At 50.3% G+C, this 15,329-nt stretch carries 25 protein-coding genes; 18 read left to right on the top strand and 7 right to left on the bottom strand.

What is annotated here, in order from left to right; genetic code table 11:
• Position 1 precedes the first annotated feature (1 nt).
• The 4 genes from EZJ17_RS06550 to EZJ17_RS06535 all read right to left on the bottom strand — a co-directional run bounded on the left by EZJ17_RS06550 (position 2) and on the right by EZJ17_RS06535 (position 2,685).
• A complete protein-coding gene (locus EZJ17_RS06550; protein WP_067438172.1) occupies positions 2-667 on the bottom strand; it encodes a hypothetical protein in 666 nt (221 codons plus the stop codon).
• On the bottom strand, positions 664-1,614 hold the full coding sequence (locus tag EZJ17_RS06545; protein WP_151086321.1) for a helix-turn-helix domain-containing protein: 951 nt from the start codon (positions 1,612-1,614) through the stop codon (positions 664-666). The genes EZJ17_RS06550 and EZJ17_RS06545 overlap by 4 nt, the downstream gene beginning before the upstream one ends.
• 87 nt (positions 1,615-1,701) lie before the next feature.
• Positions 1,702-2,415 carry a phage antirepressor KilAC domain-containing protein gene (locus EZJ17_RS06540; protein WP_067438178.1) on the bottom strand — a complete coding sequence of 238 codons (714 nt, stop codon included), beginning with the start codon at positions 2,413-2,415 and terminating at the stop codon, positions 1,702-1,704.
• A gap of 63 nt (positions 2,416-2,478) precedes the next feature.
• Positions 2,479-2,685: a hypothetical protein gene (locus tag EZJ17_RS06535; RefSeq protein WP_067438181.1), complete on the bottom strand. Its 207-nt coding sequence runs from the start codon at positions 2,683-2,685 to the stop codon at positions 2,479-2,481.
• 157 nt (positions 2,686-2,842) lie between these two features.
• On the opposite strand from EZJ17_RS06535, the gene EZJ17_RS06530 reads away from it, so the two are divergent.
• Positions 2,843-3,049, top strand: a complete 207-nt coding sequence (locus EZJ17_RS06530; protein ID WP_067438184.1) for a KTSC domain-containing protein — start codon at positions 2,843-2,845, stop codon at positions 3,047-3,049.
• Positions 3,050-3,069: 20 nt separating this feature from the next.
• On the opposite strand, the gene EZJ17_RS06525 is transcribed toward EZJ17_RS06530, so the two are convergent.
• The 3 genes from EZJ17_RS06525 to EZJ17_RS06515 are packed head-to-tail and all read right to left on the bottom strand — an operon-like array spanning position 3,070 to position 3,796.
• A complete protein-coding gene (locus EZJ17_RS06525; RefSeq protein ID WP_067438187.1) occupies positions 3,070-3,384 on the bottom strand; it encodes a hypothetical protein in 315 nt (104 codons plus the stop codon).
• A 32-nt stretch (positions 3,385-3,416) separates the two neighbouring features.
• Positions 3,417-3,611 carry a ribbon-helix-helix protein, CopG family gene (locus EZJ17_RS06520; protein ID WP_067438191.1) on the bottom strand — a complete coding sequence of 65 codons (195 nt, stop codon included), beginning with the start codon at positions 3,609-3,611 and terminating at the stop codon, positions 3,417-3,419.
• Positions 3,608-3,796 carry a helix-turn-helix domain-containing protein gene (locus EZJ17_RS06515; protein WP_067438194.1) on the bottom strand — a complete coding sequence of 63 codons (189 nt, stop codon included), beginning with the start codon at positions 3,794-3,796 and terminating at the stop codon, positions 3,608-3,610. The genes EZJ17_RS06520 and EZJ17_RS06515 overlap by 4 nt, the downstream gene beginning before the upstream one ends.
• Before the next feature lie 107 nt (positions 3,797-3,903).
• Here EZJ17_RS06515 and EZJ17_RS06510 point away from each other — a divergent pair, with 107 nt between their 5' ends.
• From EZJ17_RS06510 to EZJ17_RS06430, 17 genes are all read left to right on the top strand, one after another.
• The gene (locus tag EZJ17_RS06510) at positions 3,904-4,527 is read left to right on the top strand and encodes a LexA family protein (protein WP_067438197.1); all 624 of its coding nucleotides are present in this window, start codon (positions 3,904-3,906) and stop codon (positions 4,525-4,527) included.
• Positions 4,528-4,544: 17 nt separating this feature from the next.
• On the top strand, positions 4,545-4,847 hold the full coding sequence (locus tag EZJ17_RS06505; protein WP_067438200.1) for a hypothetical protein: 303 nt from the start codon (positions 4,545-4,547) through the stop codon (positions 4,845-4,847).
• A gap of 85 nt (positions 4,848-4,932) precedes the next feature.
• Positions 4,933-5,895, top strand: coding sequence for a hypothetical protein (locus EZJ17_RS06500; RefSeq protein ID WP_067438203.1), 963 nt, complete (start codon positions 4,933-4,935; stop codon positions 5,893-5,895).
• Positions 5,892-6,728, top strand: a complete 837-nt coding sequence (locus EZJ17_RS06495) for a DUF3037 domain-containing protein (protein ID WP_067438206.1) — start codon at positions 5,892-5,894, stop codon at positions 6,726-6,728. The genes EZJ17_RS06500 and EZJ17_RS06495 overlap by 4 nt, the downstream gene beginning before the upstream one ends.
• A gap of 377 nt (positions 6,729-7,105) precedes the next feature.
• Positions 7,106-7,411: a hypothetical protein gene (locus EZJ17_RS06490; RefSeq protein ID WP_151086318.1), complete on the top strand. Its 306-nt coding sequence runs from the start codon at positions 7,106-7,108 to the stop codon at positions 7,409-7,411.
• A gap of 18 nt (positions 7,412-7,429) precedes the next feature.
• On the top strand, positions 7,430-7,675 hold the full coding sequence (locus tag EZJ17_RS06485; protein WP_067438212.1) for a hypothetical protein: 246 nt from the start codon (positions 7,430-7,432) through the stop codon (positions 7,673-7,675).
• A 279-nt stretch (positions 7,676-7,954) separates the two neighbouring features.
• The gene (locus EZJ17_RS06480) at positions 7,955-8,149 is read left to right on the top strand and encodes a hypothetical protein (protein WP_067438214.1); all 195 of its coding nucleotides are present in this window, start codon (positions 7,955-7,957) and stop codon (positions 8,147-8,149) included.
• A complete protein-coding gene (locus EZJ17_RS06475) occupies positions 8,146-8,379 on the top strand; it encodes a hypothetical protein (RefSeq protein ID WP_067438217.1) in 234 nt (77 codons plus the stop codon). Before EZJ17_RS06480 ends, EZJ17_RS06475 begins: the two co-directional genes overlap by 4 nt.
• A gap of 75 nt (positions 8,380-8,454) precedes the next feature.
• Complete coding sequence (locus EZJ17_RS06470) at positions 8,455-9,240, top strand: hypothetical protein (protein WP_067438220.1); 786 nt, start codon at positions 8,455-8,457, stop codon at positions 9,238-9,240.
• Positions 9,241-9,476: 236 nt separating this feature from the next.
• Positions 9,477-10,322, top strand: a complete 846-nt coding sequence (locus EZJ17_RS06465; protein WP_082886389.1) for a KilA-N domain-containing protein — start codon at positions 9,477-9,479, stop codon at positions 10,320-10,322.
• Positions 10,323-10,382: 60 nt separating this feature from the next.
• Complete coding sequence (locus tag EZJ17_RS06460) at positions 10,383-10,898, top strand: hypothetical protein (RefSeq protein WP_067438223.1); 516 nt, start codon at positions 10,383-10,385, stop codon at positions 10,896-10,898.
• Positions 10,895-11,521 (top strand): lambda exonuclease family protein, encoded by a 627-nt coding sequence (locus EZJ17_RS06455; protein ID WP_067445005.1) that lies wholly within the window; start codon positions 10,895-10,897, stop codon positions 11,519-11,521. Before EZJ17_RS06460 ends, EZJ17_RS06455 begins: the two co-directional genes overlap by 4 nt.
• Positions 11,518-11,952: a single-stranded DNA-binding protein gene (locus tag EZJ17_RS06450; RefSeq protein ID WP_067445003.1), complete on the top strand. Its 435-nt coding sequence runs from the start codon at positions 11,518-11,520 to the stop codon at positions 11,950-11,952. The genes EZJ17_RS06455 and EZJ17_RS06450 overlap by 4 nt, the downstream gene beginning before the upstream one ends.
• A gap of 190 nt (positions 11,953-12,142) precedes the next feature.
• Positions 12,143-12,781, top strand: a complete 639-nt coding sequence (locus tag EZJ17_RS06445; protein ID WP_067438231.1) for a hypothetical protein — start codon at positions 12,143-12,145, stop codon at positions 12,779-12,781.
• Between the two features lie 19 nt (positions 12,782-12,800).
• Entirely contained in the window at positions 12,801-13,859 is a 1,059-nt protein-coding gene (locus tag EZJ17_RS06440) for a helix-turn-helix domain-containing protein (RefSeq protein WP_067439632.1), read from the top strand.
• Between the two features lie 188 nt (positions 13,860-14,047).
• On the top strand, positions 14,048-14,377 hold the full coding sequence (locus tag EZJ17_RS10630; RefSeq protein ID WP_082888200.1) for a helix-turn-helix domain-containing protein: 330 nt from the start codon (positions 14,048-14,050) through the stop codon (positions 14,375-14,377).
• Positions 14,278-15,318 (top strand): tyrosine-type recombinase/integrase, encoded by a 1,041-nt coding sequence (locus EZJ17_RS06430; RefSeq protein WP_240746216.1) that lies wholly within the window; start codon positions 14,278-14,280, stop codon positions 15,316-15,318. The genes EZJ17_RS10630 and EZJ17_RS06430 overlap by 100 nt, the downstream gene beginning before the upstream one ends.
• The last annotated feature ends 11 nt before the right edge of the window (positions 15,319-15,329 follow it).

The raw sequence follows: 15,329 nt of genomic DNA, 5'->3' as shown, positions 1-15,329 counted from the left end.
ATCACACCTCCATCGTCAATCGCTCGAGCAGCGCAGCAATCTGCGGGCGGAACGGGTTGCCGTTCGGCAATGCGGGCAGCGGCTCGCCGGTTTCCAGCCAATGCCTTTCCTCCGCCGCCTCGGAAGGCAAGCAAGTCAGTGCCTGTTCGGCGGTCAGGCGGCCTTTGCGTACTGCATCCATGATGGCGGTGGTCTGATGCTCGCGGTTGTAGCCACGGCTAACGAACCATTTCACTTTGCCCCCGTTGGCCAGCAAGTCGGCGGAAAGTCGGGTGTAGCTGTCGCGGAAGGCCAAACGCGCCCCAGTCTTATCCCCGGCGGCGAACAGCTCCCATGCCCCGTTGCCCGCCGCCGTCATGGCGATTTCCGGCACAATCACAGTCAACTCCTCATTGCGCCATCCTTCGGCCAACATCCCGAAAGCTTCATCGGCAGACGGCAGGCCGGTATCGATACGCTCCAAGATAGCGGCCAAGCTCAACCGTCCGGTCAGTTCACGGCGGCAGCGGTTAAGTGCGGACAGCACGGCTGCCGTTTCGTAGGTTTGCAAGTCATCCACCATCACATCCACAGCGGCTGCGCTCAAAGTGGTGCCGGTTAGTTCGGCGGTAACGGCCAGCGCCTGTTTCAGTTCGGCGCGTTTGGCCAAAAATTCTTGTTGGTTCATACTGCTGCTCCCTGTTGTTTGCGTTGGTAGCGCTCCCACGCCGCTATGTCGTCGGACTGCATCACGGCATCAAAATTGCCTTGTGTGCGTTCGGCCTGCTGCGCTTTGGCTTGGGTCATCTGTTCGCCGCGCTGCATATCGGTCAGCACCTGCTGGTAGGACTTGAGCAGGCAGCCGATTTCGTGGCGGCACTGCACAAACCAGCGGTTATTGTGGGAAACGAAGTAGGCCGCCAGATGCGGGGCAAGCTCCCTGCCAACGAAGCGCACCAGTTGCGCCGTCTGCCCGCGTGTTTTGGCATTCGAGGCAGGCAATACCCCGTAGCGCTCGCGGTAAGCTCCGGCATAGGCTTGCCAAGTCGCCACGTTGTCGGGGTTCGGTTCAGATTTGGGTTTTGGTTTGGCAGGCTTGGCAGTTTGGATTTCTGCCAGCTGAAATTCAGGTTCGGCAGCGGCGGGATTTATCCCCGTCGCCACCTCTGACGGTTCTCTCTGATGGTTAAAGGTTTCTGATGGTTCTTCTTTATACGAAGGTGCAAAATTTGCACGTTCGGGGCTGTATTTTGCACATGCAGAATTTGCACATGCAGAATTTGCACATGCAGAATTTGCACATGCAGAATTTGCACATGCAGAATTTGCACATGCAGAATTTGCACATGCAGAATTTGCAGGTTCTGAATATTCATCCAGCGTGATGTAGTACAGGTCGGTTTTCCTGCGTTGGGTGTTTTGGCGGCGCTCTTTTCTCAAAATGCCGCGCTGCTCCAGCCATTTGCAATGGCTGACCACCGTCCGCAGCGCCATGCTGCACTTGGCGGCAAGCCTTTCTTGGCTCGGATAGCACACCCCTTCGTCGTTGGCATGGTCGCACAGTGCCAGTAACAACATTTTCTGCCCCATCGGCAAACTCATATCCCATGCAATACTCATCAACTTCACGCTCATTTCCTGTTCCTCACTACCGCCAACATGCGGCGCTCGCAAAATTCACTCACTCCCAAAGCCAGGGAGAATGCCCAACTCCAAAAACGCTCACGCATGGCCGGCCTCCGCTTCCACCATCTGTGCCAGCTTGGTAATGCCCTTTGGGGTTAAATACACTTGGGCGCGCAGCTGCTCCGTGCCGCTGCTGTCGGTGTAACGGTGCTCGCTGTGGCGGATTAGGCCCTGCTGCACCTTGTCCTGATAGCCAATCCACGAGCCGCGCCCGTCGCGCTTGTAAATCCAGCGGCGCATATTCAACAGTCCGAACAGGTCTTTCGGGCGGAGTTTGAGCAGCTTGGCCGCATCGGTAATGCACATATCGCCGTCGGCATGGCTGATACGCTCCAATGCCTGCGCCTTGGGTTGTGTTTCAGCCAGCAAGGCAGCCTGTTTTTCGTTTTGTTCGGCCAAGTCGGCAGCCAAGCGCAGAGCTTCGGGCAGGGTTTGCGGGATAGACGGCGCAGTCTGTTGCTCCAACTCCATCCAGCGGCGGTTGATGCGGATACGCATGTCCGAGCGGTAGCCCGTTATCAAGTCGACGCACTGCTCGCGGGTAAGCAGGTATTCGGGATACTCGACACCATTTAACTGATTGATATATTTAGAGACCTCAATTTTGAGGAGACCCATTTCCGCATAGGTCGCATTCAGCCGCTCAATGTCGCGCAAAACGTTGTCATGTCGTTTCTCGCACAACTGGGCGATTTCACGGCTGCTCATCAAAGGTTGTTGCTGCTTGCCAATTTGGATAATCTGATTCATAATCTGCTCCGATTTGTAGCTCTCCCTAACACCATTGCCCGCCACGCTCCGGCGGGCTTTTTTTCATCCCCACCATTTCCGAAACCGCCGAAACCAAGCAGCCTTGACCGGCACATAAATCCGTTGCATAACTTGCCCGTCATAACGCGCATTGGCCGCTGCCACCAGTTTCTCCCTAGCCTCTTCCGGGCTGTCCGCCCAAATACTCAATGACCACGTCCTGCCTTTGAAACGGTAGGAGAACGTGTATTCGTTTTTCGCATAATCCATAGGAGTTCCTTTAGCTAACCTTCCCGCTTGGCAAACCGCACCAAGTCCAGAAAATCCCCGCACATTTCCAACGCGTGGCCTAACTCGTCCTTGAATCCGTAACGTTTGAAATAGGCTATAATTTCCGCCTCGCTCATTCGTTCGAAAGGTGCCGGGAATGCACCATCAATTTGTTTCGTCATCAACCCTGCTCTCCATTGGTTATGAACATCCGGTTTTGGAAGTGCGCTTCAAACACGGCGGCTGTTACCAGTATCACGGTGTGCCGGAAGGTGTGTATCGCGAACTGCTGAACACTCCTTCCAAAGGCCGCTACCTGCACTACCAAATCAAACCCTTCTACCCGTGCTACAAAGTGTTCTGATTGCCCGTCTGTCCGGATTGTCATTGTTGAGGTTTCCGATATTGGTTGGCATAACTTAGAGCCATTGATGCAATTACGTTTGCAAACTCGTTTTCACCGATAAAGCAGCTGTCTGATTCCTGCGAACATTCTTTGGCTTCGGTAGCAGTTGCCCCATCCGTTGCCGTCAGACGGTCGTCATAGCGCCGCACGGCGGCAACCGCACGGCACATTCCGTAAGCCGTTGCCTGCAAGTCAATCATCGGATGCGCCTCCGCCGTCCGCAGCAACGCATTGATAATCTCGTTGCGGTCTTCCAAAGACAGTACTTGCTCAATCTCTTGTCTTTCCCTCATCTTCTTTCCTTTCCTCAAAAATATTTGCGACCCTACTCGTCCCTAATCGTCTCTGTGAGCAAATCCTGATTAGGCGTAACCTCTCCGTACAGTTTTTCGCGCAGCAGTTGGCGAATCAGCGGGCTGAGCGAATCGTAGCCACGTATGGCGGCCAGCGTTTTCAAGTCGGCCTTGAGCTTCTCCGGCAGGTGCAGCTTGACCTCTTCAGTGCATTTTTCGCGTTTCATGGCTTAACCCTAAATACTTCCGCATACAAAGCACGCAGTTTGTCCATAACGATGTATGAAGGGGTTGTTCGGGTGCCATTATTCAGCTTCGACACATAGGCGGTTGAGCAGCCAATATTCTTAGCAATAGCCTCATTACTCAGGCCTTTTTTCTTAATATTCGCTACAAGAGTTCTCGGTTTCATAGTCTTATCCTACTCATCAATAGCTGCATTATAAGTACTAATGTACTCAAAAAGCAAGCACCAAGATACTTATCTCATTAAGTACAATAGTACAAAAGGAAATTAAGATGAAAACACTACAAGACCGTTTGAAGTTTGCTCGAGCCAAGAAGGGATTAAGTCAAGCCAGCCTAGCTAAAGCCATCGGTAAATCCCAGTCCTCCATTGCCGCCATCGAAGCAGGCCGGAATAAAGAGACCACCAATATTGCTTCACTAGCTATGGCATTGGGCGTAGATGCAGTTTGGCTGGAAACAGGTAGAGGTACACCATTCATCAACAGTGCCAACGTCCGTGAGTTAGACATTCCCCTTAATACCGTCCCCCTCATCTCATGGGTCAAAGCCGGGTATTGGGCGGAAGCCATTGATTTGCTCCAGCCCGGCGAAGGCGAGCGCATCTCCACCAGTATCAAAGTCCGCCGCCACACCTACGCCCTAATCGTGGATGGCGACAGCATGGAGCCGGAATTTACCGAAGGCGACATCATCATCGTAGAGCCGGATGAAGAGCCCGTCCCCGGCAAATTCGTCATCATCCGCCAAAACGGCGGCGAGACCACCTTCAAGCAGCTTATCAAAGACGGCGGCCGCTGGCTGCTCAAGCCGCTCAACCCCCGCTACCCTGTCATGGAGATGCGCGAAGACGCCGTTTTCTGCGGCGTGGTTAAAGAAAAAATCAAACGCTATTAGCTAAAAGGAAAATAAGGATGAAAGGTTTGGCACTCATAGTTTTCTTGGCCTATTCGCTGGCTTCGCTGATATTGGGAGTAATGGGTATAGGCCATGAATTTGGTTACTGGTGGGCATTTGCCGCAGTTGCCGCTTTTATTTTCGCCCGCTTTGCCATTCCGATATCTGTCGGCGTCTATCTCTATGCCCACCACGTTTGGGGTTGGCATTGGATCGGCGCGGCCGCATTCGCCTTCCCATTGGTCGCCGTCCAAGTCGCCTTACTGTTCGGCGCAACACTTGCAACCGCCTTCGAATACATCACACGCCCCAAGTCATAGGCCGCGTATTTTGGTGGAGCGTGTTGGATTGATTTAAGTAGCCAGCAGAATAAATTGTAGTTATCAAAAATTTAAGGGAATATCTATGGATAATATTGAAAAGAACGAGCAAGAATCTCAAATAGAAAAGGAAGAATCCAAAATAGAAATCAGCTCTGAGACTGCTTATAACTCCACAACAAACATCCAGCCTGGATTGTTTCCTGTAGAGATACTACAGACAAAGAAAATATCTAAAGCAACAGCACAAAGTCCTTTTTACGCACAAGGCAGTGATGGGGTCAGCTATGTTGCCAAGCCGGCAAGAGGCATAGATAATGCAATTAAAGAAGAGGTTGAGCGGCGAAATATCCCGTGTAAAATCATATCAGCGATGACCCCAGCTGCTGAAATATTAGGCACGGAAATCGCTAGATATTGTGGACTGGCTGTTCCAGAGTACAATATATTGATAGATATAGAGACTAGGGAGCTATTCTTTGGCTCATGTGTTGAATATGCTCACCAACATGGAGGGGTGCCGCCAGAACGACTGCTATCCTTCATCACAGGAGGAACCCCAGGAGAAGCCGATGTGGTATGTAAGCAACTTTGGGCAACACACGGCATTGATTGCTTCCTTCTTAATATAGATAGGCATCTTGGAAACTATCTGTATATCAATAGTGAGATATTTGGCAACAGTTATATTATGCCATTTGATTTTGGATTGTCTTCATTAGCTATAGATGGATGGCCAAAGAATGACACTCATTTATCAGAACTAAGTCAATTGACTTGCAACTCAAATAAAAACTGGCGTTATATAACGCATGTATTACGAGAAGGACATCCAAGATATGGCTTGTACGAACAAAACTATAAACGGCATGCAGCTAATATGTTGTTGCGGCTAAATGAGATGAATAAAGATCAGTTTTCATCTCTCCTGCACAAGATTCCTGAGCAGTGGTTAGCCGCCAAAGAAAAGCAGACTTTGGCGGAATGGTGGGATAGCCCGCATAAAGAGATTAGAATACAGAAGATTATAGACGAGCAGCTGACATGAAAAAAGTATCTTATAACATCCTCAAGCTCTGCCCTGATGTTTTCCGAGGGGAAGTGGTAAATATTGGCATTGTAGCAGAATGGAAAAACGAGCTTCGTTATATCCTTGTTAAGGATAAACGGAAAGTTAGACTGTTGTCATCAACTTTTTCTGTTTTTGATATTGAAAGCTATTTATTTAGCGCAAATATAATTTATAGAACATACAAAAATATAAATGTATTACGAGAGTTAATACCAAACTCTCAAATATCTATGGAGGATTCCGGTTATTTTATTCTAGAATATGATTCTGAAGAACTATTCAAAGATAAATTAAACGAGCTCTATTTAAAATGGGTGGAGCTACCAAGGAAAAAGCATCCCAAAACTACATATGATAAAAAACTATCTCAAACAGTTAAAGATTTTTTTAATAATCAAGGTTTACTAAGCAGCAATCCTAATGATTTATATAGCCATAAAATCATTTCAAATTACCCATTGTCAGAAAGCAAAGGGTTAAAAGCAGATTTGCTGTTAAAAAACGGGGAATATCATTTAACAGAAATTATTAATTTTTCTAAAAAGAATGATTTTACTCTTAACTTACAGCGTGCGGCATTAAAGACAGTAACCATCGAAGAAGCTAAAACTGTGCTTAATTCGAGAGTGAATGCTTTTTTAATTTATGACTTAAGCGCTGATGATGAAAAAAAATTTACTCCGCACTTGAACTTATTGGAAGAAAGAGCAACACTGGTAAATTACCGTTCTACCCAAGACATCACCTCATATTATAAATATATCATAGACAAAACAGATAATCCGCAGTTGCCCAATCTGCATCCATAACCCAGCCCGCCCCGCGCGGGCTTTTCTTTTGCCCGCCAAATCCCGTCCAACCGTAAACCCGTAGCCGACTGTTGCCGCCTTGTGCGGCTTTTTTGTTGCCTGCTGAAAAAATAAATTCAACGGATAATCAAGTACTAAAGTAATTTATACTGAAATTAAGTACAATAGTACTTTACAAGTATTGAGTACGATAGTACTATACACCCCAACGAAGCACAACACCGCTTCACCGCCACCCTCAAGTAGCAGCAGTCAGGCCGGAGGGGAACTGGGGCAAAAGACAGACAGGCCGGGAAGCCGCCGCCCCTATCAACGGTAAACGAATTTTTAACAGAGCCATTTCAAGGAGATGGCTTGATTAAACATTCATTAATTGATTGGAGAGAACAATCATGTACACCATCCACCCAAACTACGACGGCATGCTAGCCGCCCACTTGAGCAGCCTAGACTATGACAGTTACGTTTCTGATACTGCGGACGAAATCATAGCCGACAGCATCCTAGACGACATCATGCCCTACCTCAGCCCCGCCGCCGAGGATGAAGTAAGAAAAATCGTTTTAGAGATGGCAGCAAAGCGCATCCGAAAAGAGCGTGAAGAAGCAGAGCGTGAAAGAGAATCTGACGAGCGCGAGTACCGCGAGGAGTGCATCAATGAAGCATACTGGAACAGCTTCTAACATAAGGAAGAGAACATCATGCAAAGCAATACAGATTGGAAGTGCAGCCGCGCCATTAGGGTGCTACAGCGCGGCATAAACCTTATCCAAGGCACAACGCTGGATGAAATCATAGACGGGCTAAGCCCGGAGGTGCGAGCTGCAATCATCAGGCACATGATGGATAAAGCCGACAGCCTTATCCGCGAGGAAGAGGAAGAACAAGAGGAACTAGAGCGGCGCGAACGCGAACGGCAGTTCATAGGCTTGGCAGCCAGCCAATAACCGCAAAGTGGCGCAGAGACCCCCAGCCGGCGGTGGGGCAAAACACCGGCAGCAGGCAACGGAAAAAGCAAAGACCTCCTATACGGGTAATCCCCCCGAAAAGTCGCCGGATGCCTGCATCTATACCACAAATTTCAAACGCCGCAATGATTGCAAACCACCAACGACACAATCCGCGTCAAACCGTTATATGCAATTTTTTGAGTAGGGCGGACGTAACACAATGTAAACGCCACATCCTTCTTTTTACAATACGGACAATCCAAAGGAATTTGTAACATGAATACTTTCAATCAAGATTTGACCCGGGAGACCAGATTTTTAAACAGCATCATGAATCTGCCAAACCGAGAAGCCATACTGATACAGCATTATAAAGGTTTGGGTGAACAAGAGCGCACCAAACTGTTTATTGCCTTAGTCGGTAAATACAGCATTCTGACACAGATCCAAACTACAGGAGACCCAAAATGAAATCCCCCCTCGCCGCTTGGACAGCGGCCTTTTTTATCGGCGCGGCCTTTGTCGCCATGCCCACCCTAGACAGCCAAGACGAATACCTACAGGCCGAAGAAACCGCCGCCGAACGGGTAGCCAAGCTAGACCAGCAAGCCTCACAAGAGGCCGCCGAAGCGCAGAAACACTACGAAGAGATGACCGACTACGAGGTAATGCGCGGCGTGGTGTATGAGCCTGCTGAATAGGCTACCTGAAACCATTGCCAAACCACCCCAACCCTGCAAAAATCATCTCCGTTTATTACCCGAACGGAGATGAGCATGGAAGCCAAACTGGACGACAACATGACACTCGTAGTAGAAATCAACAACAGCGAGCCCGTAGAGCTGGCCGATTTTGCCAAAAGCATGATGAGCTTGGCCAACGACTACCAAAGCCGCCAAACCGCCGACCCCAAACTCCCTGCCAAACTCTACATCAAAGAAATCAAAAGCGGCAGCATCATAGCCGCACTTGCCCCCATGATGCCGTTGGCCGGGCAGCTACTGATAGAGCATTACGACCAAATCGAAAACTACGCCGAACACCTGTATCGCCTGATCGGCTGGCTGCTGGGGAAAAACGACAAGCCCGAAAACACCAACGGCAAGCAACTGAACAACCTGTACAACATCGTTAACCCCGTTGCCAACGACAAAGGCAGCCAACTCACATTCAGTACCATCGACACCAGCGGCAGCGTCGTTAACAACATCACCGTCAACTATTACGAAGCCAACACCGTGCAAAACCGCGCACGGCAGGAAATCCAACAGCTTCAAGAGCAAGAAGCGCCGGTAGAAACCGGCGACTATACCCAAGTTGTCATGTACTGGGCGCAGGCAGCCCCAAACAAAGAAACGGATCAGGCCGTTATTGAAGCGGTTTGGCCCAAGCCCGTCAAAGTCATACTGCCCGACCGCATCAAACAGGAAATCCTGCTGGACGAGCCGTATCCTTTCAAAAAACTCTACATCGTGGATGTGAACGTACAAGTCGTCAAAGGCAGGCCGAAGCTCTACAAAGTCCTGGCCTGCTACGGCTCAATGGAGATGGATGAAAACTGATTGCCAAACCCGCGGAAACAGGGTACTATGGCCGCATCACTTACATAGCGGTTTACATCGCACCCGTCAGCTGCGGCTTTTTTATGCCTGATACTTTTCAGGTAGCCTTCAATGGCGGGTCGAGAGAGCCGAATACAATACCCGAAAGGGGAATACGCTCCGCCGACTATGTACGGTGATTGAAGCCCGCCACCTCATCAAGTGGCAATCCAATCAATTTACATAGGAGTTCAGAAATGAACGCAATTCAGTCTTTCTCTTTCAACAATATCCCTGTTTCTTTCCGTGATGACGGCTACCTGAACGCAACAGCAGTTGCCGCGCATTTCAGCAAATTGCCGAAAGACTTTTTGAAAAACGAGCAAACTCAAGAGTATATTGCTGCACTTGCTGATAATTTGAGCAAGAGGAGAAAAATCCTCTTGGATAAAAATCAACTGGTTATTGTTAAACACGGCGGCAATAATCGCGGCACATGGCTACACCCAAAGCTGGCCATTCACTTCGCCCGCTGGCTCGACCCTAAATTTGCCGTATGGTGCGATGAACAGATTGAGCAGATTCTTTCAGGCAGCCCGAACCCCAAAACCACCGTAGACGACCGCACCGGATTGCGCCAAGCCGTATCCGCCCTGGTCGGCAGGTGCGGCATCGACTACAGCAGCGCCTACAACATGGTGCATCAGCGCTTCGGCGTCGCCGCCATCGAAGACATCCCCGCCGAAAAGCTGAGCGATGCCGTGCAGTACGTCCACACCATCACGCTATGCAGCGGCATCAATGGCGAAGTGTTGGACAGGCTGCCTGAAAACCTGCAGCCCAAGCCCCTGCGCAACTTGCAGGGTGCTGTAATCAATAGTCTGTACTGTGCCGAATTTATCTATCAACACCGGCTAGCCTTGCGAGGGCTGAACCGCCGCCTGGCCGCCACCTTGAACGACCACGCCGCCGACAGCATCATGTTCCTGCGCAATGTGGCCGAACAGGCTGGCATCAACGTGCCCGACAACGAGTATTTCCAATACTTCCCTTGGGATGGCGATAGTGCAGAGAAAGCCAGCTATCACCAGCTCAACGCCTGATTTTCAGGTAGCCCTTAACCCCCGCCCCGTATCCACGGGGCTTTTTCTTTGGAAACCATCATGACCCAGCAAAACAAAACCCACTATCGCAAAGTATTCGACAGCCCCTACCTGTCCGCCGCCGATATTGTCGAGCCGGTAGTGCTTACCATCAGATGCGTTCAAGTCGAGGCAGACAAAACCAAAAAGACCAAAGACAGTATGAATACCGCCTACTTCGCCGAGCGTGAAATCCGAGCCGGCGAGCCGTTAAAACCCATGATACTCAACGCCACCAATTCCAAGATGGTCGCCAAGATAACCGGCAGCCCGTTCCTTGAGGATTGGAACGGCGTGCAGGTAGAAATCTATGTAGACCACAACGTGAGATTCGGGCGCGAAACCGTGGAAGGCCTGCGCATCCGCCCTGCCGCCGTCCGCCCGCCGAAGCGCGAGCTCACCCCAAGCAACCAAGTCATGTGGCAGCGCGCCATTGATGCCTATAAACGCGACGGCAGTCTGGAACAGGTGGAAGCCCACGTTCACATCAGCGAAGAGAACCGGCAATTACTTATCCAACAGGCAGAGCAATCATGAAATGGTACGACATCGAACAGAACAGCCCGGAATGGGATGAACTCCGCGCCGGGCGGCTGACTGCTTCCAACTTCGCCCTCATCATGGCCAACCAACCCAAAGCCTTCAGCGATGCCGCCAAACGCCTGGCCGTGCAAATCGCCTTCGAGCGCATCAACGGCCATTCCATGCGCGCCCACTACGGCGACGGCTACAGCAATGCCGATATGGAGCGCGGCCACATAGAAGAGCCGGCAGCCCGTGCCTTGTATGAGGCAGAAACATTCTGCACCGTGCAAAACGGCGGCTTTTTCTGTGATGACTATATCGGCTGCTCCCCCGACGGCCTTATCGGAGAGGATGGCGGGATTGAAATTAAAAGCGTGCTGCCGCAAACCCACGCCGCCACCAAACGGCGCGGCAGCTTCGACCCCGCCTACCGCTGGCAGATACTGGGCAACCTTGCCCACTCCGGGCGCGATTGGTGGGATTTTGTCAGCTATTGCAGCTTCGCCCCCGATCCATACCGATTATTGGTTTACCGCGTCTGCCGCGAGCAGTATCACACCCAAATCCAGCAGCTTCTCGCACGGGAAAAAAGATTCATCGAATTGATAAACAAACAGATAAAGGAGTTTTCATGAGCGCCATCGCAGTAGCAGGCCGTTTCACCAAAGACGGCGAAATCCGTATTACCCCGAACGGCCGCCACATTCTTAATTTCGGCATTGCCGAAAACATCCGCATCAACGGGCAAGAGCAGGCACAGTTCTTCAACTGCCAACTGTTCGGCAATCGTGCCGAAAAGCTTGCCCCTTATATCAAAAAGGGCGGGGCGGCTACCGTATTTGGCAGCCTGCAAATCCGCAAATATACCGACCGCCAAGGCATCGAGAGGCAGGGCATCGACATCATAGTCGGCGACATTACCCTGCAAGGCAGCCGCGACCAAGCCCACGCTTCCCAACCGGCAACACATCCTGCCGCAGCAAGGCCACACGCCGCGCAACCAGCAAGGCAACAAGCCGCCGTGCCCGTACCACAAGATGGAATCGATGATTCAATCCCTTTTTAGGAGCAACCATGACACCCACCACAAACCCCGCCGCGTAAAACACCGGAAGCAGGCGGCAGTATGCTTCTTTCCTTATGCGGACAAATCCTCAGCTGGGCGCTTACACTTACTACCATTGATTTATATGCTTTACTTCCACAATATTTCCTAATATACTACATCATTATGATGTGTTGATAAAGGAAATCCGATGTTTGAATTACAAGCCGTCCAAGGGATGGAGCAAGCCGTCATCACGCAAGGTGATGAGGTAGAAGAGAGACTCAAACGCATTGACAGCCACTTGACAATTGGTGTATTCACCGAATTGGCACAACATCTGCAATATGTCTGTCAGCATCTCACCCCGTTCCACACCCAGAATTACACCGGAGTCATGCCGCAAGGCGAATTATCCGCGGCGGTACGCAGCAGATTGGCGGATTTCGGTTGGCATCTGGTCAATACTACCGGTGGAGGCGGGATAAGCGTTTCTCCAAACAATGACTATATTATCACCGTAGCGACCGGTACGGAACAAACCGGCTGCGAGAATGGGTTTCCTTATAATAAAAGCTCTAAAGGCACAGTTTGGGAACAGGCCAGCCAGCAAAAATTACCCAATTTGGATACTGCCGAATTTTGGGTATTGCTGTTCTACCGAGACAGCCTCAATGGGCGCATACAAATGGAGCTCTCCCAAGTAGCTGAGTTCCAAGATAAGCATATTGAATCATTCAAAGAAAGAATACTGTTGCCTACCGTCTCCATCAATGATGTTTCGGTTTCACGTTTGGAACCGGCTGAAGTTGAGGAAATCACAGTTGAAAGGAGGCAGCGGCAAGGATAATAGAAAGCGTTTTTACATCATGTTCAATCCAGAAAGGCTTAAATTCGCGCTTGCCAAACGCGGAATGAGTAATTCGGCTTTTGCCCTACAGGCCGGAGTAAGTGTTCGGCAGGTCAGCAATTATCTGAACGGAACCACCACTCCAGACATTAAGCAGCTTTCCTCCATCTTAAATTTCCCTGCAGAATTTTTCTATGGCGGCGAACTACCGGAGATTAGCGAATATGCAGTCAGTTTCCGCTCCAAAGCCCGCACTCCCCAGAAGCTGTTGCGCCAAGCACGAGCCCATGGCGTAACAGCATTTTTGCTGAATGATTGGCTAGAGAAAGAGTTTAGGCTGAAAAAAGCCGAGCTGGCCGATTACAGCGACCTGCCGCCAGAAGAAGCTGCCGAAGCAGTACGGCTGGACTGGGGCTTAGGGATACAGCCAATCGGGAACATGATTAAATTACTGGAGTCAAAAGGCATCAGGGTATTTTCCCTTTCCATAGAAACATCTGATGTGGATGCATTTTGCACTTGGCATGACAGCCGGCCCTTCATCTTCCTCAATACCCAGAAATCAGGCGAGAGGAGCCGTTTTGATGCCGCACATGAACTCGGCCACCTGCTCCGAGATTCACATAACATGAAACATGGTAAGGAGAAACCCAACGACATTGAGCATCAGGCAAATAAATTTGCTGCCGCCTTCCTAATGCCGGAAGCGGCATTACGTCAATACAATTCTATTCAACCTACCCTGGAAAATTTATTCAAACTCAAATCTGTATTTGGCGTATCTCTCATTGCCCTTACCCGTAGAATGCACGAAATCGGCCTAATCAGCGAATGGATTTACAGCAGGGTGCTCTGTCCGCAGATTGCCAGGCTCAAATATCGAACAAACGAACCCTATCCAATGGATAGGGAGACTTCAGAGGTATTGGAGAAAGCTTTATCCATGTTGAGGGCAGACAATATCAAACTGGACGAAATCGCACGACAGCTTGCCGTTGACCCCACACAGGACATAAAAGCATTAACCTTCCAACTGGTCAGGGAGAATCTAACCAGATACCCAAGGTTAATCAAATAGACAATTAAACGGTTTTTCAGCCCTATGAGAGACATAGGGCTTTTTTCATGGAGCTACAAAATGAAATCCACTCTTGCCTCCTGGACAGGCCGCCTGCCTGGCCTTCGGCTTGCGGGAGCTAGACGGGCTGGAAGAGGTGGACGGCGAACAGTCCGTCATCAAGATTATTATTTAAGCAGGAGAACATCATGCAAACCTACAACATCCGCGAAGCCGCCGCGCTACTCAAGTGCCACCACACCACCGTCTGCACCATGTGCAAAACCGGCGAAATCGCCGCCTTCAAAGCGGGCAGGGCATGGGTAATTACAGAAACCGCACTTGAAAACTACATCGCCGCCAAGCAAAATGAACGCGAGCAAGCGGTGATTGGCAAAAGGAGTAAAACACAATGTCAATCCATCTCAACAAACACGGGATATGGCAAATATCCTTTCGTACACCAAGCGGTGTCCGCTTTAGACGTACTGCTGGAACAACCGACCGACAACTCGCGCAAGAGTTGCACGATAAACTAAAGCACGAGCTTTGGCGGCAAGAGAAACTAGGGGAGAAACCGCAGCGCCTATGGGATGAAGCCTGCATCCGCTGGATACAAGAAAACCAAGGCAAGAAAAGCCTGTCAGACGACAAAACAAAGATAAGGCTGCTAACCGAACTGCGCGGCCTGCCACTTGAGATGCTAACCCGTGACCTAATCCATAGCGTAGTGAATAAGCGACCGGGAACAGGCAGCACCAAGAACAGATACTTTGCCCTGATACGCGCCATCTTGAATAAGTGCGTGAACGAATGGGATTGGCTCGATAAAGCCCCCAAGCTCAAACTTCACAAAGAGCCAAAGAAACGCATCAGGTGGCTGTATCCCGAAGAAGCACAGCGCCTAGTTAATGCCTTGGCACACCTGCCCTATATGCAGCATCTGGTTATCTTCTCGCTCGCTACCGGATTGAGACAAGCCAACGTGCTTAATCTCAAATGGGAGCAGCTAGACCTTAACCGGCAGGTGGCCTGGATATATCCCGATCAAGCCAAAGCAGGGAAAGCGATAGGTGTGCCGCTCAATCACACCGCCATGCAAGTATTGATGGGGCGGCCACGGGTAAGCGATTATGTGTTTACCAACACACGCGGCGGCAGAGTTCAAGAGGTTAGCACCAGGGTATGGCGCGAAGCGTTGGAGAAAGCGGGGATAGAAGATTTCCGCTGGCATGATTTGCGGCACACTTGGGCAAGCTGGCTAGTCCAGCAGGGTACGCCCCTAGCAGCGCTAAAAGAAATGGGCGGTTGGGAAAGTATCGAAATGGTGCAAAGGTATGCCCACCTGGCACCGGAACACCTTTCGCAACACGCCAGATTGATTGATTCAGACCTACGCCCCGGAGTCGAGTTAGTCCAAAATTTGTCCAAAGTGCCAGAGAGCATTCAGGCAAGAAAAATCGCAAACCAACTTAACTAGCTGATTTGCGA

The sequence above is a fragment of the Eikenella exigua genome (genome assembly GCF_008805035.1).
GTDB classification, from domain to species: domain Bacteria; phylum Pseudomonadota; class Gammaproteobacteria; order Burkholderiales; family Neisseriaceae; genus Eikenella; species Eikenella exigua.
The sequence above is the reverse complement of the archived record's forward strand: the minus strand, read 5'-3'. Positions and strand labels throughout refer to the sequence as shown.

Coding starts and splice junctions, on each gene's coding strand:
- EZJ17_RS06550 (WP_067438172.1), bottom strand. CDS start 667: ATGAACCAACAAGAATTTTTGGCCAAACGCGCCGAACTGAAACAGGCG.
- EZJ17_RS06545 (WP_151086321.1), bottom strand. CDS start 1,614: ATGAGCGTGAAGTTGATGAGTATTGCATGGGATATGAGTTTGCCGATG.
- EZJ17_RS06540 (WP_067438178.1), bottom strand. CDS start 2,415: ATGAATCAGATTATCCAAATTGGCAAGCAGCAACAACCTTTGATGAGC.
- EZJ17_RS06535 (WP_067438181.1), bottom strand. CDS start 2,685: ATGGATTATGCGAAAAACGAATACACGTTCTCCTACCGTTTCAAAGGC.
- EZJ17_RS06530 (WP_067438184.1), top strand. CDS start 2,843: ATGCACCATCAATTTGTTTCGTCATCAACCCTGCTCTCCATTGGTTAT.
- EZJ17_RS06525 (WP_067438187.1), bottom strand. CDS start 3,384: ATGAGGGAAAGACAAGAGATTGAGCAAGTACTGTCTTTGGAAGACCGC.
- EZJ17_RS06520 (WP_067438191.1), bottom strand. CDS start 3,611: ATGAAACGCGAAAAATGCACTGAAGAGGTCAAGCTGCACCTGCCGGAG.
- EZJ17_RS06515 (WP_067438194.1), bottom strand. CDS start 3,796: ATGAAACCGAGAACTCTTGTAGCGAATATTAAGAAAAAAGGCCTGAGT.
- EZJ17_RS06510 (WP_067438197.1), top strand. CDS start 3,904: ATGAAAACACTACAAGACCGTTTGAAGTTTGCTCGAGCCAAGAAGGGA.
- EZJ17_RS06505 (WP_067438200.1), top strand. CDS start 4,545: ATGAAAGGTTTGGCACTCATAGTTTTCTTGGCCTATTCGCTGGCTTCG.
- EZJ17_RS06500 (WP_067438203.1), top strand. CDS start 4,933: ATGGATAATATTGAAAAGAACGAGCAAGAATCTCAAATAGAAAAGGAA.
- EZJ17_RS06495 (WP_067438206.1), top strand. CDS start 5,892: ATGAAAAAAGTATCTTATAACATCCTCAAGCTCTGCCCTGATGTTTTC.
- EZJ17_RS06485 (WP_067438212.1), top strand. CDS start 7,430: ATGCAAAGCAATACAGATTGGAAGTGCAGCCGCGCCATTAGGGTGCTA.
- EZJ17_RS06480 (WP_067438214.1), top strand. CDS start 7,955: ATGAATACTTTCAATCAAGATTTGACCCGGGAGACCAGATTTTTAAAC.
- EZJ17_RS06475 (WP_067438217.1), top strand. CDS start 8,146: ATGAAATCCCCCCTCGCCGCTTGGACAGCGGCCTTTTTTATCGGCGCG.
- EZJ17_RS06470 (WP_067438220.1), top strand. CDS start 8,455: ATGGAAGCCAAACTGGACGACAACATGACACTCGTAGTAGAAATCAAC.
- EZJ17_RS06465 (WP_082886389.1), top strand. CDS start 9,477: ATGAACGCAATTCAGTCTTTCTCTTTCAACAATATCCCTGTTTCTTTC.
- EZJ17_RS06460 (WP_067438223.1), top strand. CDS start 10,383: ATGACCCAGCAAAACAAAACCCACTATCGCAAAGTATTCGACAGCCCC.
- EZJ17_RS06455 (WP_067445005.1), top strand. CDS start 10,895: ATGAAATGGTACGACATCGAACAGAACAGCCCGGAATGGGATGAACTC.
- EZJ17_RS06450 (WP_067445003.1), top strand. CDS start 11,518: ATGAGCGCCATCGCAGTAGCAGGCCGTTTCACCAAAGACGGCGAAATC.
- EZJ17_RS06445 (WP_067438231.1), top strand. CDS start 12,143: ATGTTTGAATTACAAGCCGTCCAAGGGATGGAGCAAGCCGTCATCACG.
- EZJ17_RS06440 (WP_067439632.1), top strand. CDS start 12,801: ATGTTCAATCCAGAAAGGCTTAAATTCGCGCTTGCCAAACGCGGAATG.
- EZJ17_RS10630 (WP_082888200.1), top strand. CDS start 14,048: ATGCAAACCTACAACATCCGCGAAGCCGCCGCGCTACTCAAGTGCCAC.